Source organism: Nocardia sp. NPDC050435 (assembly GCF_040655395.1).
In the GTDB taxonomy this organism is placed as follows: Bacteria; Actinomycetota; Actinomycetes; order Mycobacteriales; family Mycobacteriaceae; genus Nocardia.
The window spans coordinates 740,764-763,031 of record NZ_JBFAJW010000003.1; the positions used below are offsets into that span (position 1 = coordinate 740,764).

General features: G+C 72.0%; 21 protein-coding genes and 1 riboswitch. Of the genes, 8 read left to right on the plus strand and 13 right to left on the minus strand.

Going from position 1 to position 22,268, the window contains the following annotated elements; genetic code table 11:
* The 7 genes from AB0I43_RS12015 to AB0I43_RS12045 are packed head-to-tail and all read right to left on the minus strand — an operon-like array spanning position 1 to position 7,592.
* Entirely contained in the window at positions 1-1,125 is a 1,125-nt protein-coding gene (locus tag AB0I43_RS12015; RefSeq protein ID WP_357431880.1) for an LLM class flavin-dependent oxidoreductase, read from the minus strand.
* Entirely contained in the window at positions 1,118-2,827 is a 1,710-nt protein-coding gene (locus tag AB0I43_RS12020) for an ABC transporter ATP-binding protein (protein ID WP_357431882.1), read from the minus strand. The genes AB0I43_RS12015 and AB0I43_RS12020 overlap by 8 nt, the downstream gene beginning before the upstream one ends.
* Complete coding sequence (locus AB0I43_RS12025) at positions 2,824-3,684, minus strand: ABC transporter permease (RefSeq protein ID WP_357431884.1); 861 nt, start codon at positions 3,682-3,684, stop codon at positions 2,824-2,826. The genes AB0I43_RS12020 and AB0I43_RS12025 overlap by 4 nt, the downstream gene beginning before the upstream one ends.
* Positions 3,677-3,913 carry a hypothetical protein gene (locus AB0I43_RS12030; RefSeq protein WP_357431886.1) on the minus strand — a complete coding sequence of 79 codons (237 nt, stop codon included), beginning with the start codon at positions 3,911-3,913 and terminating at the stop codon, positions 3,677-3,679. The genes AB0I43_RS12025 and AB0I43_RS12030 overlap by 8 nt, the downstream gene beginning before the upstream one ends.
* Positions 3,906-4,898 (minus strand): ABC transporter permease, encoded by a 993-nt coding sequence (locus AB0I43_RS12035; protein WP_357431888.1) that lies wholly within the window; start codon positions 4,896-4,898, stop codon positions 3,906-3,908. Before AB0I43_RS12035 ends, AB0I43_RS12030 begins: the two co-directional genes overlap by 8 nt.
* A gap of 1 nt (position 4,899) precedes the next feature.
* Positions 4,900-6,519, minus strand: a complete 1,620-nt coding sequence (locus AB0I43_RS12040; protein WP_357431890.1) for an ABC transporter substrate-binding protein — start codon at positions 6,517-6,519, stop codon at positions 4,900-4,902.
* Complete coding sequence (locus AB0I43_RS12045; protein WP_357431892.1) at positions 6,516-7,592, minus strand: LLM class flavin-dependent oxidoreductase; 1,077 nt, start codon at positions 7,590-7,592, stop codon at positions 6,516-6,518. Before AB0I43_RS12045 ends, AB0I43_RS12040 begins: the two co-directional genes overlap by 4 nt.
* A gap of 37 nt (positions 7,593-7,629) precedes the next feature.
* Positions 7,630-7,724, minus strand: a riboswitch (SAM riboswitch).
* Positions 7,725-7,950: 226 nt separating this feature from the next.
* On the opposite strand from AB0I43_RS12045, the gene AB0I43_RS12050 reads away from it, so the two are divergent.
* On the plus strand, positions 7,951-8,661 hold the full coding sequence (locus AB0I43_RS12050; RefSeq protein WP_357431893.1) for a hypothetical protein: 711 nt from the start codon (positions 7,951-7,953) through the stop codon (positions 8,659-8,661).
* 15 nt (positions 8,662-8,676) lie between these two features.
* Here AB0I43_RS12050 and AB0I43_RS12055 read toward each other — a convergent pair whose 3' ends face one another.
* From AB0I43_RS12055 to AB0I43_RS12080, 6 genes are all read right to left on the minus strand, one after another.
* Positions 8,677-9,822: a glycosyltransferase family 2 protein gene (locus tag AB0I43_RS12055; RefSeq protein WP_357431983.1), complete on the minus strand. Its 1,146-nt coding sequence runs from the start codon at positions 9,820-9,822 to the stop codon at positions 8,677-8,679.
* Between the two features lie 26 nt (positions 9,823-9,848).
* Positions 9,849-10,499 carry a DUF3153 domain-containing protein gene (locus AB0I43_RS12060; protein WP_356971390.1) on the minus strand — a complete coding sequence of 217 codons (651 nt, stop codon included), beginning with the start codon at positions 10,497-10,499 and terminating at the stop codon, positions 9,849-9,851.
* Between the two features lie 183 nt (positions 10,500-10,682).
* A complete protein-coding gene (locus AB0I43_RS12065) occupies positions 10,683-11,465 on the minus strand; it encodes a carotenoid biosynthesis protein (protein WP_357431895.1) in 783 nt (260 codons plus the stop codon).
* A gap of 118 nt (positions 11,466-11,583) precedes the next feature.
* Positions 11,584-11,904: a hypothetical protein gene (locus AB0I43_RS12070; protein ID WP_357431897.1), complete on the minus strand. Its 321-nt coding sequence runs from the start codon at positions 11,902-11,904 to the stop codon at positions 11,584-11,586.
* Positions 11,901-13,487 (minus strand): NAD(P)/FAD-dependent oxidoreductase, encoded by a 1,587-nt coding sequence (locus tag AB0I43_RS12075; RefSeq protein WP_357431899.1) that lies wholly within the window; start codon positions 13,485-13,487, stop codon positions 11,901-11,903. Before AB0I43_RS12075 ends, AB0I43_RS12070 begins: the two co-directional genes overlap by 4 nt.
* Positions 13,484-14,101 carry a GNAT family N-acetyltransferase gene (locus AB0I43_RS12080; protein WP_356970453.1) on the minus strand — a complete coding sequence of 206 codons (618 nt, stop codon included), beginning with the start codon at positions 14,099-14,101 and terminating at the stop codon, positions 13,484-13,486. Before AB0I43_RS12080 ends, AB0I43_RS12075 begins: the two co-directional genes overlap by 4 nt.
* A 136-nt stretch (positions 14,102-14,237) precedes the next feature.
* Here AB0I43_RS12080 and AB0I43_RS12085 point away from each other — a divergent pair, with 136 nt between their 5' ends.
* From AB0I43_RS12085 to AB0I43_RS12115, 7 genes are all read left to right on the plus strand, one after another.
* Entirely contained in the window at positions 14,238-14,678 is a 441-nt protein-coding gene (locus AB0I43_RS12085) for an SAV_6107 family HEPN domain-containing protein (protein ID WP_356970452.1), read from the plus strand.
* A gap of 191 nt (positions 14,679-14,869) precedes the next feature.
* Positions 14,870-15,283 carry a DUF3040 domain-containing protein gene (locus AB0I43_RS12090; protein WP_356970450.1) on the plus strand — a complete coding sequence of 138 codons (414 nt, stop codon included), beginning with the start codon at positions 14,870-14,872 and terminating at the stop codon, positions 15,281-15,283.
* Positions 15,284-15,679: 396 nt separating this feature from the next.
* Positions 15,680-16,111 carry a division/cell wall cluster transcriptional repressor MraZ gene (gene mraZ, locus AB0I43_RS12095; RefSeq protein ID WP_194819414.1) on the plus strand — a complete coding sequence of 144 codons (432 nt, stop codon included), beginning with the start codon at positions 15,680-15,682 and terminating at the stop codon, positions 16,109-16,111.
* 185 nt (positions 16,112-16,296) lie between these two features.
* Positions 16,297-17,274: a 16S rRNA (cytosine(1402)-N(4))-methyltransferase RsmH gene (gene rsmH, locus AB0I43_RS12100; protein ID WP_357431901.1), complete on the plus strand. Its 978-nt coding sequence runs from the start codon at positions 16,297-16,299 to the stop codon at positions 17,272-17,274.
* A gap of 1 nt (position 17,275) precedes the next feature.
* Positions 17,276-18,133: a hypothetical protein gene (locus AB0I43_RS12105; protein ID WP_356970446.1), complete on the plus strand. Its 858-nt coding sequence runs from the start codon at positions 17,276-17,278 to the stop codon at positions 18,131-18,133.
* A 122-nt stretch (positions 18,134-18,255) separates the two neighbouring features.
* On the plus strand, positions 18,256-20,019 hold the full coding sequence (locus AB0I43_RS12110; protein ID WP_356971388.1) for a penicillin-binding protein 2: 1,764 nt from the start codon (positions 18,256-18,258) through the stop codon (positions 20,017-20,019).
* Positions 20,020-20,554: 535 nt separating this feature from the next.
* Positions 20,555-22,264 (plus strand): UDP-N-acetylmuramoyl-L-alanyl-D-glutamate--2,6-diaminopimelate ligase, encoded by a 1,710-nt coding sequence (locus AB0I43_RS12115; RefSeq protein WP_357431903.1) that lies wholly within the window; start codon positions 20,555-20,557, stop codon positions 22,262-22,264.
* Positions 22,265-22,268: the final 4 nt, after the last annotated feature.

Consider the following 22,268-nt stretch of genomic DNA (forward strand, 5'->3'; position numbering starts at 1 on the left):
TCAGTTCGTCGGCGCGGTCGCGTACCGGCTGACCGGGCGGGGCAGGCCGAGCCGGTGGCGGAAGGCGGTTCCGGCGGGCCGGGCCCGGCCCAGGTCGGCCAGGCGGGTCAGCACGGGCGCGAGCGCGAGCGGGCGCAGCACCACGCCGTCGGCGACACCGCCGATCTCGTCGAGCAGCGTGCGCAGGCCCAGCGTGGTGCCGAGGTGGCGCAGCGGCGCGTCCCCGGCCCGCGGCGCGGCGGCCGGTGCCGCCCACCGGTCGAGTTCGAGCACCTCGGCCGCGGCGGCGTCGACGGTGCTGGCCAGGTGCAGATCCAGATCCAGCAGCACCCGCACCGCGTCGGGGTCGCGGCCGGCCCGGTCCAGCGCCGCGCGCAGATCCGCTCGGCGGGCGCGGGCCTGCTCGAGCGACGCGGCCGAGATCCGGATGAGGTCGGCGCGCCGCACGGCGACGGCGGCGCCGGCCGCGTCCGCGGCGCGGACCGCCACGATCGGCTGGCCCTGCGGCGAGCGCGGGGTGATCGAGGGGCCCTTCACCGAGAAGTTGTCGCCCGCGAAGTCGATGTAGTGCAGTTTGTCCCGGTCGATGAACCGGCCGGTGGGCACGTCGCGGATCTCGGCGTCGTCCTCCCAGCTGTCCCACAGCCGGGTGACCACCTCGATCGCCTCGTCCGCCTCGTGCCACAGCGAGCCGGCGTCCTGCACGCCCTTGCGTCCGAACGCCTTCGCCTCGGCCGCGGTCTCGGACACGGTGACCTCCCAGCCCGCCCGGCCGGCGGAGGCGAAGTCCAGGCTCGCGATCGCCTTGGACAGGTGGAAGGGCTCGGTGTGGGTGACCGAGGCCTGCGGCAGCAGTCCGATGCCGTGCGTGGCCGTCGCGACCCGCGCCGCGATGGCCACCGCGTCCAGCCGCCCGCGCGTGACGCCGGGCCCGCCGGGTTGCGGTGTGAACGCGTCCGGCAGGAAGACCGCGTCCACGCCGGCGGTTTCGGCGGCCGTCACCGCGTCCACCCAGTACCCGCCGGTGAACAGGTCTTCGGCGCGGGAGTCGGCGCGCCGCCACGACGCCGGGTGGACGCCGGTCCCGGCGAGCTCGAGGCCGAGGAACAATGTCGGATCAGCCATGCGCGGCGGTCCTTTCCAGTCGGGGAGTCTGTTCGCCCGCGGCGGTGCGGCGGCCGCCGGGGATCGCGGCCAGCAGCTCGCGGGTGTAGTCGTGCTGTGGGGCGCCGAAAATGTCGGCGGTGGTGCCGGTTTCGACGATGCGCCCGTGCCGCATGACCGCGACGCGGTCGCTGATCCGGCGCACCACGGCGAGGTCGTGCGAGATGAACAGGTAACTCAGGTCGAGCTCGGCCTGCAGCCGCTCCAGCAGCTCGAGGATCTGGGCCTGGATGGAGGCGTCCAAGGCCGACACGGGTTCGTCGAGCACCAGCAGGTCCGGGTGCAGCGCCAGCGCGCGAGCGATCGCGACGCGCTGGCGCTGCCCGCCGGACAGCTCGGCGGGACGGCGCTGGGCGAAACGTTCGGGCAGCGCCACCTGATCCAGCAGTTCCCGCACGCGCTCGCGCCGGGCGGCGCGGTCCCCGACGCCGAAGGCGCGCAACGGTTCCTCGACGATCTTCGACACCTGCCAGCGCGGGTCCAGCGAGGCGTACGGGTTCTGATAGACCACCTGGAACCGCTGCCGCAGCGCGCGCAGCCGCGCGCCCCGGGCCCGGGTGAGATCCCGGCCGTCGAAGACCACCGAGCCGCTGTCGGGAGCGGTGAGCCGCAACGCGATCCGCGCCGTGGTCGACTTCCCGGACCCGGATTCGCCGACCAGCGACAGGGTTTCCCCGCGCCGCAGCTCGAACCCGACGCCGTCCACCGCGGTGACCGCGGCCCCGGCCTTGGCGTGGAAGCGTTTTCGCACCTCACGAACCGTGAGCAACGGCGGCGCGCCGGCCGCCGGTGGATCGCGGAAGCCGTCGAACGGCGCCAGGCTGGGCGAGGCCGCCAGCAGCCGCCGGGTGTACGGATGTCGCGGCGCCGCGAGGAGTTCCGCGGTCGGCCCGGTCTCGACGATCTCGCCGCCGTGGAGCACGATCAGCCGGTCCGCCCGTTCGGCCGCGACGGCGAGGTCGTGCGTGATCAGCAGGACCGCGGTCCCGCGCGCCGTGGTCTGCGCGGTCAGCTGGTCGAGGACCCGGCGGGCCACCGTCGCGTCCAGCGCGCTGGTGGGCTCGTCGGCGATCACCAGGTCCGGCGCCGCGATCAGCGCGGACGCGATCAGCACCCGCTGGCGCTGTCCGCCGGACAGTTCGTGCGGATATTGCGCCGCACGCAGCTCGGGGCGATCCAGCCCGGCCTCCGCGAGCAGGCGGAGCGCGCGCTCCCGGGCCGACTTCGGCTCGGCCAGCCCGTGCACCAGCAGGGTCTCGGCGACCTGGTCGCCCACGCGCCGCACCGGATTCAGCGACAGTCCGGGGTCCTGCGGGACGAACCCGATCCGTGTCCCGCGCCGGGCGCGCCAGGCGCGTTCGTCGTGCGGACCGAGCTCCGCGCCGTCGAAAACGATACGGCCGCCGGTGACTTCGGCGGGTGGCGCGAGCAGGCCGAGCAGTGCGTGCCCGAGCGTGGACTTGCCGGAGCCGGATTCGCCGACCAGGGCGACCACCTCGCCGCGCTCGAGTTCCAGCGAGACGCCCGCGAGCGCGGGGACCGCGCCCCGGGCGGAGCGGTAGCGCACCCGCAGATCGCGCACCGCCAGCAGCACGTCGCTCGGCGCTTCGGTGGTCGGGCGCGGCGGGACGGCACGGCTCGGTGCGGAAATGTCCAGTGTCATCGGTGCGTCCCCCGTCCGGCGACCCGGCCCAGATATTGCGCTGCGACCACGACCGCGATGATGACCAGGCCCGGCAGCGTGGTCAGCCACCAGGCGACGGCCAGGTAGTTGCGGCCCTCGGAGATCAGCGAACCCCATTCCGGTGTCGGCGGTTTCGCGCCGTAGCCGAGGAAGCTCAGCGCCGAGACCGACAGCACCGCCATCCCGAATTCGACCGCGGCGAGCGCGAGCACGGGCGGCGCGGAATTCGGCAGGATGTGGCGGGCCAGCACCGTGTACCAGCGCACGCCGCTCGCGTGGGCGGCCTCCACGTAGACCTCGCCGCGGACCCGCAGCACCTCCGAGCGCATCACCCGGGCGAAGTTGGCGATCAGCGAAACACCGACGGCGACAGCCACATTGCGGGTGCCGAAGCCCAGGGCCGTCACCAGCGCCAGCGCCAGCAGCAGGGAGGGGATGGCCAGCAGCACATCGACCACACGCATGACGGCCGCGTCCACGATCCCGCCGATCGCACCCGAGAGCAGGCCCAGCAGCGACCCCGCCAGCAGCGCGATCGCGACGGCGGTGAGCGTCGCCGAGAGCGAGAGCCCGGCGCCGTGCACCATGCGGGTGTAGAGGTCGCGGCCGAGATTGTCGGTGCCGAACCAGTGTTCGGCGCTGGGGCTCCGGAACTTCTGCGCGGGCACGCCGGTCAGCGGATCGCCGCCGGCGAAGAACGAGGGGAACAGCGCCCAGCCCAGCGCCAGCAGCGCCACCGCGGCGGCCAGGAGCGTGAAAGCGTTGGCGCGTAGCCAGTTCCAGGGGATTGTGAGCCGCAGCGTCGTGCTCGCGCGCTCGTCGGTCAGGTCAACCATGGGTGCGCACCGCCTCCGCGATCGCGGCGAAGGCCCAGCGGGAGCCGCCGTCGGCGCGCAGCCAGTTCCACCGGCGGCCCGGCGGTGGCGCTGCGGCCGGGCCGAAGAGCAGCCACGGCGTGCAGCCGAGTCCGGGGCCGAGTGGACCGTGGCTCACCTCGAAGAGGTTCGCGAAGACAGCCGCGACGGACCGATCCAGTTCGCCGTGCGTGCGGGTCGCGTCATACACGTGCGGTCACCTCCTCGGTGGTGCTGAGAGTGGTTGTGTCCGAAGGTTTCCGGTGACCGGTGATGCGCGGATCGAGCAGGGGGTAGAGCAGATCGACGAGCAGGTTCACCGTGACGAAGACCGCCGCGCTGAGCAGCACGATGCCCTGCACCACGGGAATGTCCTGATCCAGCACCGCGGTCTGGGTGAGCCGCCCGACGCCGGGCCGGGCGAAGACGCTCTCCACCACGACGGCGCCGGCCAGGATGTTGCCCACCAGCACCCCGGCGATGGTGAAGGCCGGCACACTGGCCGGGCGCAGCACGTGCCTGCGCCGCACCCACCAGCGCGAACCGCCCTTGGCCAGGGCGACGTCCACGAACGGCTGCCGCCAGGTGGATTCCAGTCCGGCGGTGAGGACCTGCGCGATCACCGCACCGATCGGCAGGGCCAGGGTCAGCGCGGGCAGCACCGCACCGCCGAGGCCGTGCCCGCCGAAGGCCGGCGCCAGCCGCAACTGGAACGAGAACACCTGCAGCAGCACGAGTCCGGTGCAGAAGGTGGGCACCGCGACCCCGATCGAGGGGAGCGCGGTGAGCGTGTTGCGCAGCCAGGGCCGGCGCGTGGCGGTCGCCGCGAAGGCCAGCCCGACGCCGCCCAGGACGGCGAAGAGCAGGGTGAGCGCGGCCAGGCCGAGGGTCGCGGGCAGCGCCTCGCCGATCGCCTCGGTCACCGGCTGCCCGGTGCCGATGGAGTGCCCGAGGTCACCGCGCAGGGCACGACCGAGCGCGGTCCAATACTGCTGCCACAGTGGCTGATCCAGCCCGTACCTGGCCTGCAACTCGGCGATCGCCGCCGGACTTGCCGGGGAACCGGACTCCGCGCCGCCGGCCGCGATCGACACCGGGTCGGCGGGCAGCAGGTAGAGCACCACGAACGAGACGGTGAACGCCGCCCACAGCACCCAGACCGCCTGCGCGGCCCGCGCCGCCAGATACCGGCCCATGTCAGCGCCCGCTCAGCCAGGTGTCGAAGAACTGCAGCCGCGCCGAGGCCTCGAACTTCAGATCCTGCACGGTGCCCGCGGCGCCGATGGCCTGGGACAGCTCGACGGTCGGGATCCAGAGGCCGTTGTCGAGGATGCGCTCCTGCGCGGTCCGGATCAGTGCCAGCCGGGCCGCGGTGTCCCCGGCGCTCAACTGGTTCTCCAGGACGTCGTCGAGGGCCGGAATGCGTTCGCGAACACTGAGATTGCGGCCCTCCACGGTGAAGGAGTTGCGCAGGATGTCGCCGTCGGCGCGGGTGGTGTTGTAGTAGTAGGCGTCGTAGTCCTTGGCGTTCTGGCGCGCGGTGCTCTCCGGCAGCGACACCAGATCCAGGCGCAGGTCCACCCCGACCTGGCGCAGTTGCTGCTGCACCAGTTCGATGATCGCCTTGTTGCCCGCGAACACCTGGCTGAAGACCACCCCGAAGCTCAGCCGCTCACCGCCGCGCACCCGGATCCCGTCGGCGCCCGGCTGCCAACCGGCCTGGTCGAGCAGGGTGCGGGCCTTGGCCGGATCGTAGGCCAGCCGTGCCGAGAGGTCCTGGTAGCCAGGGGTCGTGCTGGCCAGGGCGCTGGTGGCGGGCTTGAACTGCGGACCGAGCACGGTGTCGACCAGTTGCTGCCGGTCGATCGCGGGCAGCAGCGCCTGGCGCACGGCCGGGTCGCGCAGCGGGCCGCGGGTCAGGTTGGGCTGGAAGCCGAACGGGATGCCCGGGTTCGGCGTGGTCAGCAGCCGGGCGTTCGCCGCCTCCAGCAGCGGCAGGTCCTGGGGCAGCGCGTCGCTGATGGCGTCGAGCTGGCCGGAGGTCAGACTGCCGGTGCGCACGCCGGATTCGGGCACCACCGTGAACTCGATGCGGTCCAGATAGGCCTCGCCCTTGTGCCCGAACACCTCCGAACCCCAGGCGTAGCCTGGGCGCTTGGTCAGCGTGGTCGAGATGTTCTGCTGGTAGCCGGTGTAGACGAACGGGCCGCTGCCGACATTGCTGCCGTCGCAACGCTGTTCGGCGGGTTTGGCGGTGGTGGCCGCACTCTGGATGCCGAGCTGGGTGCTCGAGGACGCCTGCAGGAACTGGGCGTTGGGCTTGCTGAACTCGACGCGCGCGGTCAGCCGGTCCACCACCGTGGTGCCGGCGTAGTTGATCAGAAAGCCGTTGGCCAGCGGCGCTTTGGCGGCGCCGAGCTTGATCACGGCATCGAAGTTCTGGCGCACCGACTCGGCCGTGACCGGCGAGCCGTCGCTGAAGGTGACGCCGTCGGCCAGCCGGAAGGTGAAGACCTTCGCGTCCGGGCTCGCCTCCCAGCTGCGCGCCAGCCACGGTTTCAGCTCACCGGTCTTCGGATCCTGATCGGTGAGCGAGTCGACGATCTGCCGGGTGACATAGAGCGTCTGGTTGCTGCCCGCCTGCGTGGGATCCGAGCACGACGGCGCCTGCGACAGACCGTAGCGCAGGGTGCCGCCGGGCTGGGGCGGTCCGGCGTCGCCGCCCGCGCCGCCGGTGTCGCTGCCGCAGGCGGCCAGGGTACTGGCCGCGGCGAGCGCGCCGACGAGGGTGGCGAAGCGAGGACGGGTGCGGATCACGGTGTAACTCCAGAGAATTCGGGACTGCGGCCGGAGGCCAGGGGACGACTGGGAATGCGGCGGCGCAACTCCGGCGCCACCGCCTGCTGGAACAGCTCGAGGCTGCCGCGATGCTGTGCTTCGGTGCGGCCGTCGGGTTCGGCCGACAGGTGGATCACCTCGTGCCCGAATCGCTCGTGCTGGCGGCCGACCTTGTCCAGCACCTGCTCCGGGCTGCCGATCAGCGCCGAGGAGCGCTGCGCGAAGTCTGCCAGCGTCTCGAACACGATCGGCAGGCCGAGCCGGCGCGACAGGGCCAGGCGGGCTTCGAAGAGCGGGCGGTACACCGCCAGCGCCTCCTGCGAGGTGGGCGCCACGTGGAAGCCCGCGGTGCCCGCGCCGACCAGCGCGTCGGCGGGATCGTGCCCGTGGTGCGCCCAGCGTTCGCGATAGTGCCGGACCAGCTCGGCGTAGGGCTCGATCGGATTGGTCACATTGGCCGAGAACAGCGGATCACCATGGCGTGCGGCCAATTCCACCGACTCGCGGCTGGTGGCGCTGCCGTGCCAGATCCGGATCGTGGGCTGGTAGGGCCGGGGCAGGGCCTTGGCCGCCACCAGCTCCGGGCGGAAGCGGCCGGACCAGGTCACCCGGTCGCTGGCCCACAGCGCCCGGAACAGCTCGTAGCCCTCCCGGTTGCGGTCCCACTGGTCGGCGGTGCTGACGTGGAAAAGCTCCGCCTGCGCGGCGCCGTTGCCCTTGCCGATGATCAGCTCCAGGCGGCCGCCGGCGAGGTTGTCCAGCGTCGAGTAGTCCTCGAAGGCGCGTACCGGGTCCAGCAGGCTCAGGGTCGTCACCGCGGTGAACAGCGTGATCCGCCGGGTGACGGCCGCGATGTGGCTGAGCAGCACCGGGGGCGCGGCGGAGAGGAACGGATCCTCGTGCCGCTCGCCGACGGCGAAGCCGTCGTAGCCGAGTTCCTCGGCCAGCCGGGCCTGCCCGACCACCGACCGCAGCCGCTCGTGCGTCTCGGGCAGCACGCCGGTGTGCGGATCCGGTGTCCGGGTGACCAGCGTGAAAAGCAGGAACTTCATGACGGCGTATTCCGGTAGGCGGTGCTCATGGTCGGGTCCTCCATCGGTCCTGGCGGAAGCACCCGCACCCGGCGTGCCGGGGGGTTGCTGCGACGTCGGCGAGCCAGGTCTCTCGATCGCTCTGGATGGTGCCCGAACATCATGGGGAGCAAGCGAACTCGGCGGCAAGAGTAGAAATCACGGTGAGCGCAGCACTGGTCGGCGGCGGTGGTGGCGTGGATTATGGTCGCGGCCGTTGGTGACTGCCGAGTGGCGGCACTCGCCGCGCCGAAGCTGTGCGGTGCCGCAATCCGCCTGGCCCGCCGGTTTGCTGACGTACCGTTGGTGCCTCGCTCACCCGCTGCCGAGGAGGTCCGCCGTGTCCGTCACGAAGTCGTTCGGCGCTCGACTCGCCCGCGCCGCGGTGGCCGTCGCGCTGGCCGCGCCGGTGCCCGCCCTGGCGCTGGCCGGGCTCGCGCTGGCCGCCCCGGGCACCGCCTACGCCGACGACGCGCCTGCGCGCGTCGGCGCGGCGGCCGATCGCTCGGCGGTCGCCGGCTCCGAGGCGCTGACCGCGTTGGAGGCGCTGGGCGTCACCCCGTTCCTGTATCCGACCGCGGCGTTCTGTGGCGGCCCGGGCGCCACCCTGGGCAAGCCCGCCATGGCGGGCGCGGTGCCGGGGCCCTGGCCGAAGCACAACATCGTCATCCCCGGGCTGGACCTGGACGCCGTGAAATCCGGCCAGACCATGTTCACCTTCGTCCCCTCCGATCCCGGCCGCAGCGGCGTCACCGGCATGCGCGTCGCCTGGCTGAACCTGGACACCCGCCGCGGCGGTATCGCCGAAATGGGCACCCTGGACGAGGTTCTCGGCGGCATGGTGCCCGAGGAAGTCCCCACCCCGCTGCGCCCGCTGGCCGAGCAGGCCGTCCGCGACTTCTTCCTGGCCGCCGTCCCCGCCACCGGCATCCGCGCGGTCCCGGTGAACACGGGCAAGGGCACCGTCCTGGCGGCGGTGTTCGGCACCACCGGCACCGGCAACAGTTCCTGCTTCTACCTGCCGACCGTCGGCATCACCACGGTCCCCTGACGCCGGCCGGATCGTTCAGGCGTTGAGTGAGCGCTGCTTCCAGGTCAGCGTGCCCCGGCGGCGGGCCCGGTGGGAGCGCACCGTGAGGGTCGCGTAGGCGGCGATCGAGAGCGGATGCGCCAGTGCGGCAGCGGTATCGGCGAGACCAGGGGGCCTGCCCGTTTCGGTGGAGCGGGCCAGCAGCCGCCCGGCGACGGCCGCGAGATAGCCCGCGCACCCGGCGCGACGCACGCCGCCGCGTCCGGCCAGCGCCGCCACCGGCGGCACCCAATAGCTCAGTGCGGCAACCGCGCCCACGGCCGCCGCGGCGAAAGGTGAACCGCCGTAAGCGGACCAGAGCCAGCGGGTGTAGCCCGTGTCGAGTTCGCGTGCGCCCCGGTACATTCGGGTGCTCGCGTGCCGTCCGGCCGCGACCACCGCGGTGCTCCTGCCGGTGCGGCGCAGCGCGCGGGCGATGTCCAGGTCCTCGGTCGGGCTGGCGGCCACCGCGCGATGGCAGCCGATCGCGCGGTAGGCGGCGGTGTCGAAGACCAGGAACTGACCGCACGCCACCGCGGTGGACGGGCGGCGGCTGCGATTGCCCAGGGTGATCGGCAGGGCCGCGGCCCAGGACCAGCACAGCAGCGGCTGCACCAGGGCTTCGGCGGCCGTCCCCGCCTGCTGCGCCGGCCAAGGGGAGACCAGAGCCACGTCGCGCCCGCGCAATTCGGCGACGGCGGCGGCGATCGCGGCGGGCGCCAGCCGGACGTCGGCGTCGAGGAACACCACCACGGCCGTGTCCACCAGTTCGGCGAGCCGCTCGCAGGCGGCGGCCTTGCCGGTCCAGCCGGGCGCGGGGCCCGTGGTGGCGCGGAGCAGCAGGAATCGGTCGTCGCCGGCGATCGCCGCGCGGGCGGCGTCGCCGGTGCCGTCGGAGGACGCGTCGTCGAGGATCAGCACCCGCAGATCGGGCACCCCGGTCTGCGCTCGCAGATCGGCGATCAGCGCGGGCAGGCGCTCGACCTCGTCGCGCGCCGGAACGCACACCGTGACCGGCTCGACCACCGTGGCGGCCCCGGGCAGGCGCGGCATCGTCACCCGGTTGTAGAGCGCGACAGCACATCCGGCGGCCGCGCCGGCCGCCCCCGCGCGGACGACCAGTTCACTCGGCTTCACAGCAATCCCCGTGGCTCGGCGCGGCCGAGGACTCAGCGGTGTTCTTTCACGGTCTGCCACCACTCGCTCAGCGAGAACCGCCCGGTGCCCGGCGCGGCCGGGTTGCGATCCATGTAGGCCATGGCCGCCACGATCGCGGCGACCGCCAGGGTGATGCCGCCGACGATGCCCGCCCAGCCCGCGAACGAGCGGGTGTTGGGGTCGGCGTAGCTGACCTCGGCGCGAATGGTGGACACGTCGCCGGGCGGCAGCTTCCAGGAGACGGTGGAATCGTCGTCGCGGTTGCCGTTGGTCTTGGCCACCCGCGCCGGGAACGCCACCGTGAACTGCACGTCGGAACCGTGCGGCGGCACCGATTTCAGATCGATGCGCCCGCTCAGGCTGACCAGATCGCCGGAGCGCTGCAGGTTCAGCGAGAACATGCCCTGGGTCTGCTCCGAGAGCGCGCCGAGCTGGGACACCTCGCCGAAGGACAGATCCTCGAAGTAGACCTTGCTGCCCACATACCCGTCCTGGGCGTAGGGCTCGACCCGGATCTTGGCCGCCAGCGAATCGGGCGCCTTGAGCTGTGGCCCTTTGTCTTCCGCGTCGGCCGGGACCACCGCGGCCACGATCCGCCCGGAGACCCGGTCGTTCGACGACACACCCATCGACACCTGCACCCGCAGGCAGGCGGCGAGCATCGGCACCAGCAGCGCCGCGAGGACTACAGCGCCCGCTATCCGCACGCCGGTGCGGCGCGGCGGTGTCGGAACCGGGGCATCATCGGGCTGTGTGGTCATCGGGCTAGGTTGCACGGCTCACATCGTGCCAGGCGCGACCCCGCAATAGCCACGCGACAACCCGTAGACGGCGGGTCGATCCGGCTAACCGCGCGGGGATCGGGCGAGCCACCCCAGCAACGGGATTCCGAGCAGCCCCATACCGACCGCCCCGTACGCGGCGGACGCGGGCAGATCCAGGAAGACCGCGTGCGCGAGCGCCGACCCGAGCCAGGTCCACAGGAACACCGCCACCGGCACCGCGACCGACGCCCGCCGCGGCGGTCCGGACCATCGCTCCCACACCGTCAGCACGCCCGCCATCAGCAGCCCGACCCCGAACCAGCCCGCGTAGTTCGTCAGCGGAATCTGCTCCAGCCCCGGCAGTCCGGCGTCGGTGTCACACCACAGCCACTGCCCCGCGGCCACCATCTGCGGATCCAGGAACAGATCCCAGCCGACCGCGCCGAGCGCCGTCAGCCCGATCCGGGCCGCGGGCCGGCGCACCAGCAGACCCGCGACGACCCACACCGGATACACCCCGCCGGTCCAGGCCAGCGGGACGACCAGCGGCACCCCGGCGAGCGCGGGCCCGATCCGGTCGACCGCGTAGTCGTAGCAGCCGAACGGGAACCCGGTCGCGGTGCCGAGGATCTCGGCCAGCAGACCCAGCCCCGACACGATCACCAGAAACCCGGCGGCATAACGCGCCCCGCGGGTCAGCGTCGCGTGCGCCAGCGCCGTCGCGGTCGCCAGCAGCACCACGAGCACGGTGACCCGGTCCCGCGCGGCTCCCTCGGTGAGCGGATAGCAGATCTGCGCCAGCACCCACGCCACCGCCGTACCCGCGACGACCAGCTCGGCCCGGCAGAGGCGAATCTCGCGCACGCTCACCACAACCGCACGCTCCGTGTCCTCGCGGCTGACCGGTCGTAGTGCCGCGCCGCCGAGATCCGCGGCGACTCCGGCAGCACGGCGGCCCGTTCGCCCGGATGGCGTGCGATCCTCATCCGGCGGCCTGCGGGTGCAGCCCGTCGAACCCGTCGGCGGCCACCCGCTCGACGGCGCGCAGGATCTCGGCCCTGGTCACCGCCGGTACCACCAGCACGTTGCTCAGCGTCGAATGGCCGGTCGCCCGCACCTCGTCGGCCAGATCCTGGGTCAGGCGGGTGAGGTCGTAGACTGTGACTACGAACGTGGCCGCCAGCGTCGACACCGTCACGCCGACCAGGAACCCCTTGGCCTCGGCCTCCCATTCGTAGCCGTCCAGGTACTCGGGGAAGGTCACCGTGTACGGGCTGCCGAGTTCCACCGGATGTCCCGTCATCGCTTGCGCGACAGGGAGAATCGGGACCGCCGGGTGTCCTGCAGCGCCAGCCGCGCCGCACTGCGCCCGCTCGCGCCCGACACGCCGCCGCCCGGATGGGTCGAGGCCCCGGTCAGATACAGCCCCGGCGCGCCGGGCACCCGCTGATCCGACAGCTCCGGGATCGGCCGCCACATCATCATCTGATCCAGCGACATCTCCACATGCATCACATTGCCGCCGCGCAGGCCCATTTCGCGTTCCAGGTCGACCGGCGTCTGCACGTGCCGCCGCAGCACCGTCGCCGCGAAACCCGGCGCGTAGGACTCGACCTCGGCGATGATCCGGTCGGCCTCGCGGTCGGCGTGCGCGGCCCAGTCGCTGCCGTCGGCCAGCTCGTAGGGATGCCACTGCGCCCACAGCGACAGCTGATGCTCCCCGGCCGGGGCGATGCTCGGGTCCAGCGCGCTGAAACTCATCGCCAGCACCACCGGCCGCGGCGGCAGGTCACCGGCCAGCGCCGCGCCGTGCGCGCGCCGCAGCTGCCTGCGATCGGAGACCAGCAGCTGCAAGCCGTGCGTGGACTCCGCGGCCGTGGCCCCGGGGTAGTGCGGCAGTGCGCTGGTGGCCACGCGCACCACCATGCCGATGCCCGGACCCACCCGGATGCGCCGCTCCCAGTCCGCCAGCGGCTCGGGGTCGAAACCGCCCGCGCGCAACAGCTCCAGGGTGGTCAGGATGTGGGTGCCCGCGATCACGGTGGCGGCCCGCAGGTTCCGGCCCGACGCGGTGCGTACGAGCCAGCCGTCGCCGTCCCGCTCCAGCGCGGTGACGGCGTCACCGGCGGTCACCGTGCCGCCGTCGGACCGCAGCCGGGCGGCCAGCGCCTGCGACAGCGCGCCGCTGCCGCCGACCGCCCGCCCCGGCGGCAGCTTGTGCATGAGCGCCGCGAAGCCGACCATCGGCGCGGTGCCGGGCTCCGACATCGGCGGCCCGGACTGCGCGCCGAACCAGGCCAGCGCGGCCTTGAGCCGTTCGTCGCGGAAGTAGCCGTCGAGCAGCGCGTCGCCGGATTGCAGGAACTCGCGCGACAGGGCGCTGCCGCCGTCGGTGGCGTCCAGCCCCCAGAACGAGCGCAGCAGGCGCCCCGGGGTGGAGCGGCCGCTGAACGCGCGCATCACCCGGTCGCTGCGCGCGCCCCAGACGTCCACGAAGCGCCGGTAGGCGATCGCGTCGTGCGGGCCGCAGGCCGCCGCGATCGAGGCGCAGGTGCGCTCGAGCGAGCGGTGGAAGACGATCGGCGGCGCGCCGTCGATCCCGGGGGCGAAGGCCCACGGATCGCAGTCGATATAGCGCAGGCCGAACCGGTGCAGCTCGAGCTCCTCGACGATGCCGGTGTGGCGCACCATGATGTGCGCCGAGGAACCGCGGTCCACCAGGTGCCCGGGGAAGCGCTCCACCGTGGACACCGCGCCGCCGAGCACCTCGTCGCGCTCGAGCACCTCGACCGCGCGACCCTCCCGCGCCAGATAGCAGGCCGCGACCAGGGCGTTGTGCCCCGAGCCCAGCACCAGGACCGGTCCGGCCGGCTGCGGGGCGCTCACAGCGGCAGCCGCCGTCCGAGGATCGCGAACGGCCGGTTGTCGCCGGCGAAGACGAAGTCGCGGACCACGTCGCCGAAGCCCTCGCGGCGATAGAGCCGCCAGGCCCGATTGTCCTCGGCGGGCACCTCCGGCGTGGACAGCAGCACCGCGCCCTCGGCCCGGCCGCGCAGCAGCCGGGTGAGCAGCACATTGCCCAGCCCCTGGCCCTGGGCCGCCGGATGCACGTGCAGTTCGGTCAGTTCGAAATAGTCCGACAGCAATTCGCGCGCCGAATGCTCCGGCCAGCCGCTGCGCCGCATGCCGCTGTGCACTTGCTGATGCCACCACTGGTGCGGCGCGCCGCTGTATCCGTAGGCGATGGCCAGCAGCGGCGCCTTGCGGACGTCGACGTGACCGGATTCGTCCGGGCGGAACGCGGCCACGGCCTGCCAGCCGGCTCGGGCGGTGTGCTCGGTCCACATCGGGGCCCGATGGTTCTCGGTGCCGTGCGGATACCCCATCGCGGCGACGTAGACCGACAGGGCGTCGTGCAGTCGGTAGCGCAGCTCGCTGACCGAGAGGTCGACGGCGACGGGTACGGGTACGGATCTGTGTTCGGGCTTGACGGCAGTCATGGCTCTCGGACGGAAAGTTGTCGGTGGGTGTCCCTATATTCAAGCGTAATTCAAACGTTCGAATGCCTGTTCGGTCCGCGCGGTGGGTGAAGAGCACTCCAGGACTCCGGGTGTCGAGGAGCGGAGGAATGGGGACATGTCTTCTCGGATGGAGCGGCCGGGGCACCCCGGCAGGGCGGGCACGCTGCTGAAAAGGGCGGACGGGCTGCTCATGGAGGCGGCGGGCGAGCACGACCCGCGGGAACGTTTCCGCACCGCCTACCTGGCCGCCTTGCGCGGAGCGGGAGCGGTGCTCGCGTTTACCGGGGCTGACGCCGCGCCGCGCGCCCGCTCCCGCAACGCCTGGGTGCTGCTGCAACGCGCCGCGCCCGAGTTCGTGATGTGGGCGGATTATTTCAGCGCCCACTCCGAAGTCCGGGCCGCGCTGGAGGCCGGCCTGGACCGCGAAGTGGATGATCACCAGGCCGACGAGTTCTATTCGCGGGTAGGAGCATTCCTGCACGACGTAGAGGATTTGCTCACAGCGACGTCACGATTGCGGCCCGCACCTGGGTTGAACGGCGGGTTGACCGCCTAGGGGATGGTCGGTCGGCGCCAGCCGACGGGGTGGGTTGAGCGCCGACGCCACGCCATGACCAGTTAGTTATGCGCGAGTAGGTGGTACGGGTCTGATCGAACTCGTATCATTGGTCTCAGATAGCCGCAAAGGTCGGCTGTCTGTCGCTTACCCGGAAGCGGCAGCCCACGTCTAGTGCCGGGGGAGGTACCGTGCCACTCTCCGAGCACGAGCAGCGCATGCTCGAACAGATCGAGAGCGCGCTCTATGCTGAGGATCCGAAGTTCGCCTCGTCCGTCCGCGGCGGACGACTTCGTACGACCTCGAGTCGTCGCAGACTCCAGGCCGCGGCCTTGTTCGTCCTCGGTCTGGTTCTGCTCGTCGCCGGCATCGCTTTGCCGAAGCTCGGCGGCTTCCCGATCATCAGCCTGATCGGTTTCATCGTCATGTTCGGAGCCGGCGTTCTGCTGTTGCTCGGCAGTTCGAAAGGTGGCGCGGGCACGTCCGACGCGTCGCCGAGCGGCTCCGGCGGCAGTGGCGCGAGCGGGTCCGCGCGCGGCAAGAAGTCCGGCGGGTTCTCCGAACGCATGGAGGACCGCTTCCGGAGACGCTTCGAACAAGAGTAGGACGGGCCCGCGGGCCCGATCCCTCGACATCTGAACATCAGCGGCGGCGTCGCACCGAGTCGGGTGCGGCGTCGCCGTCTCATGTCTGCCCGCCGCCGGCCCCTGCGCGGCGTCCCCCCTTCGCTCCACCTCGCCCCACCCGATCCCCCCACTCCGCCCCACGCCGGGAGCGGTTGCTGGCTGTTTTCGGGCGATCCGGCATGCCCCCGCCGCGTGTCGGCGGAACACGCGAAAGCTCTCCACCACCGTGATAGCTGTGATGACCTGCGGAATCGCCGAACCGGGGAGGGAGATCACCCCGGTATTCGATTGAAAGTGGGGGAAAGTGGGGTAATGTGGAGCGCGCACTACAGGAGAGGCCATCCAGGCGAGGTAATCCAGTAGGGAGGTGCCGAGGTGTTTCTCGGTACCTACACACCTCGACTGGACGACAAAGGGCGACTCACGTTGCCTGCGAAGTTTCGAGACGATCTGGCGGGAGGGTTGATGGTCACGAAAGGCCAGGACCACAGCCTTGCCGTGTATCCCAAAGATGAGTTCACCGCGCTCGCTCGCCGGGCCGCGGCGGCGTCTCGAAGCAACCCGCAGGCGCGCGCGTTCGTCCGGGCACTCGCCGCCGGAACGGATGAACAACGTCTGGATGCGCAGGGCCGGATCGTGTTGTCAGCCGAACATCGGCGCTACGCCAATCTCGACAAGGATTGCGTGGTGATCGGTTCGGTCGACTTCCTCGAAATATGGGATAAGCAGGCGTGGGAGTCCTACCTCGCCGAGAACGAGGAGGATTACGCGCAAGCGAGAGACGAGTCGCTGGGCGGGATCTTCTAGCCCCGAAACAACGAGTGCCACGCGGCCTCTGCCCGGACGCGGACCCTGACGTACTTCCCCGACGCCAGGTGCCGAGGTTCGGTCAGAGACCACGCGGCATTCGTTTTCGAAGAGCAGCTTTCTCAACCCACGCCGCTGAGCCATCGGCGGTGCGCAACGACGCGAGGCAGATCCGGGAGGTCGAGGTGAACCCAGAACAGCCCGCCCCCCGCCATGTTCCGGTCCTGCTCCGTCGCGCCGACGAGTTACTCGGCCCCGCCCTGTCCGAGCCCGGCGCCGTCTATGTCGATGCCACGCTCGGATTGGGCGGGCACGCAGAGCATTTCCTGCGCACCTATCCGCAGTCCCGGCTGGTCGGGCTCGACCGCGACACCAACGCCCTCGAACTCGCGGCCGCGCGCCTGCGCCCCTTCGCGGGCCGGATCACGCTGGTGCACACCCGCTATGACGGCATCGCCGAAGCCCTGAAGCAGGCCGGGCTGGACGCCGCGGGTGCGGTCAGCGCCATCCTGATGGATCTGGGCGTCTCCTCGATGCAGCTGGACGAGGCCGATCGCGGGTTCGCCTACTCCGTGGACGCCCCGCTGGACATGCGGATGGATCCCACGGCCGGCCTCACCGCCGCCGACGTGCTCAACACCTACAGCCACGGCGATCTGGCCCGGGTGCTGAAAACCTATGGCGAGGAGCGGTTCGCGGGCAAGATCGCCTCCGCCGTCCTCAAGCGGCGCGAGCGGCAGCCCTTCGAGACCAGCGCCGAGCTGGTCGAGCTCCTGTACGCGACCATCCCCGCGGCCACCCGGCGGACCGGCGGTCATCCCGCCAAGCGCACCTTCCAGGCGCTGCGCGTGGAGGTGAACAGCGAACTCGATTCGCTGCGCGCCGCGCTGCCCGCCGCCCTGGACGCGCTACGCCCGGGCGGCCGCATCGTGATCATGTCCTACCAATCGCTGGAGGACCGGGTCGTGAAACAGGAACTGGCGCCGCGCATCACCTCCCGGACACCGGTCGACCTGCCGGTCGAGCTGCCCGGGATGGGCCCGGAGTTCCGGATGCTCACCCGCGGCGCGGAGAAGGCCACCGAGCAGGAGATCGAAGAGAACCCGCGTGCGGCTCCCGTACGAATGCGGGCAGCCGAGCGGATCCAGGAATCGGAGGGGTGAGATGACAACTACAGCGCCGCGCAACGGCTCCGTGGAGGACGGAGGCCGCGCGAGGGGCGGTCGCATCCGGGATCGCGTCGCACAGCCGGGTCGGGTCGCCCGGCGGGTGCAGGACGCCGATCGGGTGAAATCCGGTGCGGCGCAGCGGGCCTACGCCAAGCGCAAGGGGCGCGCCGGCACCCGCGAGCAGAGCACGCCGAAGCTGCCGAGACGCCGGGGCTCGGTCATGGCCACGCGGATCCCGTTCGTCGCGGCGATCATCGCGCTGCTGGGCTGCGGCCTCGCGCTCACCCTGCTGCTCACCACCCGCGCCGCCGAGGACAGCTACCAGCTCAGCGACGCCCGTGCGCTCAACCGCAAGCTCTCCGAGGAACGCGCCAGTCTGCTGCGCGACGTGGAGGCCGCCGATTCGGCCCCCGAACTCGCCGCCCGCGCCCGGGAACGCGGCATGATCCCGGCCAAGGATCCGGCCCGCCTGATCATCGCGCCCGACGGCACCATCACCGTGATCGGCGATCCGACCCCCGCCCAGGGCGCGCCGGTGCCGCCGCTGAACACCCCGCCCGCACGGCCCGCGCCGCAGCCGCACGCGCAGGCGCACGGCGAGAGCCTGGTTCCGCTGCCGCCGCCGCGTTTGCCCGGCCAGGTCACCGATCAGGCCGGCGGCGCCACACAGCACACCGCCGACCCGAACGCGGGGGCCGCGACGCAGCAGGCCGCTCCCACCGCGGCGGCGACGCCTAGTCCGGTGCCCTCGCCGATCGCCGCGCCCGCGGCGGCTCCGCAGCTCGTCACGGAATCGCCGGTGCCACAGGCGGATCCGGCGCCCGCGCTGGGCGGTGCGGAGGTCGATCGGTGAGTCAGACCAGGCCCGCGCCGCGTCAGCGCCGCGGGCCGCGGCCGACCGGAGGCCCCAGGCCGCGCAAGGCCGCCGCCGGCGCCAACCCGCTGCGCCTGCGCATCGGTGTCGGCCGGATCGTCATGCTGATCGCGCTGGCCGTCGTCGCGCTGCAATTGCTGTGGGTGCAGAGCATCGCCGCCCCCAAGCTGTCGGCCCAGGCGGCCACCCAGCGCACCACCACCGAGCCGGAGTTCGCGGTGCGCGGTCCGATCACCGATCGCTACGGCAACAAGCTCGCCTTCAGCATCGCCGCGAAACAGCTGACCTTCCAGCCGGTGCAGGTACGCAAGGAACTCGACGCCAAGCGCGCCAAGAGCGATACCGCGCCGGAGCCGGACAAGCGGTTGCAGGAGATCGCCAAGGCCATCCACGACAAGCTCGGCACGCAGGGGCCCACCGAGGCCGCGCTGCTGGAGAAGATGCGCGGCGAGGAGACGTTCGTCTATCTGGCCCGCAATGTCGACGCCCGGATCGCCTCGGAGATTCGCGCCCAGTTCCCGGAGGTCGGCTCCGAACCGCAACCGCTGCGCGACTATCCGGGCGGCTCGCTGGCCGCCAACGTGATGGGGGCCACCGGCTGGGACGGCCACGGCATCATCGGGCTGGAATCCTCGCTGGATTCGGTGCTGGCCGGCACCAACGGTTCCCAGACCTATGACCGCGGCTCCGACGGCGCCGTCATCCCGGGCAGCTGGCGCGACCGCCAGCCGGCGGTGAACGGCAACGGCGTCGAGCTGACGCTGGATTCGGATCTGCAGTACTACGTGCAGCAGCAGGTGCAGCAGGCCCGGGAGATGTCGGGTTCGCAGGGCGCGTCGGCGGTGGTGCTGGACGCCAAGTCGGGGCAGGTCCTGGCGATGGCCAACGACAGCACCTTCAATCCGAAGCTGGGCCCGCAGAATTGGGACGGCGCCAAGACCAGCAATCCGTCGGTGTCGGACGTGTACGAGCCGGGTTCGGTCAACAAGATCGTCACCGCCGCCGCCGCGATCGAGTACGGACTCACCAATCCCGATGAGGTGCTGCAGGTCCCGGGCTCGATCAACATGGGCGGCGTCACCGTCGCCGACGCCTGGGTGCACGGCACGCAGCCCTTCACCACGACCGGCGTCTTCGGGAAGTCCTCGAATGTGGGCACGCTGATGCTCGCGCAGCGCGTCGGCGAGGACCGCTTCGCCGACATGCTGCACCGTTTCGGCCTCGGCCAGCGCACCGGCGTCGGCCTGCCGGGGGAGAGCGCGGGCATCGTGCCCGCCCGGGACCAGTGGTCCGGCTCCAGCTTCGCCAACCTGCCGATCGGGCAGGGCCTGTCGATGACCACGCTGCAGATGACGGCGATGTATCAGGCCATCGCCAACGACGGCGTCCGCATCCCGCCGCGGATCGTGCGGGCCCAGGTCGCGCCGGACGGCGCGCGCACCGAGGAGCCGCAGCCCGAGGGCGTCCGGGTGGTCAGCCCGCAGACGGCCGCGACCCTGCGCACCATGTTCCAGTCGGTGGTGCAGCGGGATCCGCTGCGCTCGGACCAGAACGGCACGGGCGCGCCCGCCGCGATCGAGGGCTACCAGATCGCGGGCAAGACCGGCACCGCGCAGCAGATCGACCCGCGCTGCAAGTGCTACTCCAACTCCAACTACTGGATCACCTTCGCCGGGATCGCGCCGGCGGACAACCCGCGCTATGTCGTCGGCCTCATGCTGGACGCGCCGATCCGCAGTTCGGACGGCAGCGGCGGCGGTTCGGTGGCGCCGCTGTTCCACAGCATCGCCTCCTGGGCCCTGCAGCGCGATCGGATTCCGCCCTCACCTGCGCCGTCGCGGAAGTTCACGCTGGTGGTCGATTGAGCCGACCCGGTCGCAGGCGGTACGCGTATCGAGGCCCGGGGTCGGCGGACCTCGGGCCTCGATGCCGAGATGCCGCCGGGCGGAACCGGATCGCCCGCGAACGTGGCCATGTGCGATGGCTATCGCCGAGTTCCCGCTGTCTTGTGCGGTCCGTTCTCGGGTTTCCAAGCATCAGGGTGCCCGCGCCGGAGCGGAGTCGCGCGCGCTTTCGGTCGGTGGCCACCCGCGCGGTGCGACGAAGGCGGACCGGCCGCGGCCGAGCCGCGCACCCTCGGGACAGGGCCGATCATCCGGCGAAAAATGTTGGGTGGCAATCGATCCCGAAGCGCCTCCCACGGGGGTGGTGGCATCGGCCGCAATCGCGCCGACGTACATTGTCCGCCGGTGCGGCGTGCGCGGTATCCGCCGCCCGTGCGAGTTTCCGGCGACCGCCGACACCCGGTGGCCTGCCTGGCGGGGTTCGGACCGGTCGCCGGTAGTGTGACTCGTCGGTCAACCGTGCCGAGCAAGCCACCGCGGAGAGAAAAGGAGCAAGGTGCCCTCGCAGTCCACCCCGCACGTGCTGCGGCCGACGGCAACCCCGTCGACCGAATTGTCCACCGTGCTGGCGCTGACTGGCGCCCACCCGATCTCGGGAGACGCCGACCACCTGGCGCGACTGCGGGTCACCGGGATCGAGCAGCGCTCGAACGCGGTGCGCCCGGGAGACCTGTTCGCGGCGTTACCCGGGGAGCGGGCGCACGGCGCGCGTTTCGCGCGGGACGCGGTCGAACGCGGCGCGGTGGCGGTGTTCACCGACGCGGCGGGCGCCGAGCTGATCGGCGCGATCGACGTGCCGGTGCTGGTGCGCGAGCAGCCGCGCGCGGTGCTCGGCGAGCTGTCGGCGGCGCTGTACGGGCACCCCTCGCAGCGCCTGCGCGTCATCGGGATCACCGGCACCTCCGGCAAAACCACCACCTCGTACCTGGTGGAGGCGGGCCTGGCGGCCGCGGGCCTGTCCACGGCGCTGATCGGCACCATCGAGACCCGCATCGGCGGCGTCCGGGTGCCCAGCGCGCTCACCACCCCCGAGGCGCCGCAGTTGCACGCGATGTTCGCGCTGATGGTCGAGCAGGGCGTGGACGCGGTCGTGATGGAGGTCTCCAGTCACGCCCTGGCGCTGGGCCGGGTGGACGGCGTCCGGTTCGCGGTCGGCGGTTTCACCAATCTGTCCCAGGACCACCTGGATTTCCACGCCGACTTCAAGGACTACTTCAACGCGAAACGCCGCCTGTTCACGCCGGATTCGCCGGTGGCCGCCGAGACGGCCGTGATCTGCATCGACGACGAGTGGGGCCAGAAGCTGGCCGGCGATCTCGACGTGCCGATCACGGTGTCCACCTGGGGCATCCAAATGGCCTCGGCGGACTGGGGTCTGGCGGGCGCGGTCGAGACCAGCGGCAGCGAGCAGTCCTTCGTCGCCGCGCACCGGGGTGAGAACATCCCGGTGCGGCTGCGGCTGCCGGGTCGCTACAACGTCGCCAACGGTCTGCTGGCCATCGCGCTGTGCGCCGCGGCCGGGGCCGACGCCGCCACCGCCGCCGCGGCGTTGAGCGCCGTCGACGTGCCGGGCCGGATGCAGCGGGTGGAGCAGGGCCAGGAATTCCTGGCCATCGTCGACTACGCGCACAAGCCCGCCGCCGTCGAGTCGGTCATCGCGACCCTGCGCGGGCATCTCGAAACCGCCGCGGCCCAGGTGTTCCAGTCGAACTCCGGCGACTGGCCCGAGGACGACCCGGCCGGCGAATTCGCGGCTGCCGCAGGTCGTCTGGCGGTCGTGCTGGGCGCGGGCGGCGATCGCGACACCGGCAAGCGGCCGCTGATGGGTGAGGCCGGCGCGCGCGGTGCCGACCTGCTGATCGTCACCGACGACAACCCCCGCACCGAGGATCCGGCCGCCATCCGCGCGGCCGTGCTCGAAGGCGCGCAGCGGGTTCCGGACGACGAGCGCGGTGAGGTGCGCGAGATCGGTGACCGCGCCGCGGCGATCGCGGCGGCCGTCGAGTGGGCCCGCCCGGGTGACGTGGTTCTGGTCGCGGGCAAGGGCCACGAGCTGGGCCAGGAGATCAACGGCCACAAGCACCGCTTCGACGACCGCGAGGTGCTCGCGGACGCGGTGCGCCACAAGCTTTCCGGCGACCCGGCCCCGGAGACCGCACCGGATCCCGTGCGCGCCGACCACCAGACCACGACGCGGAGGGCTTGACGGT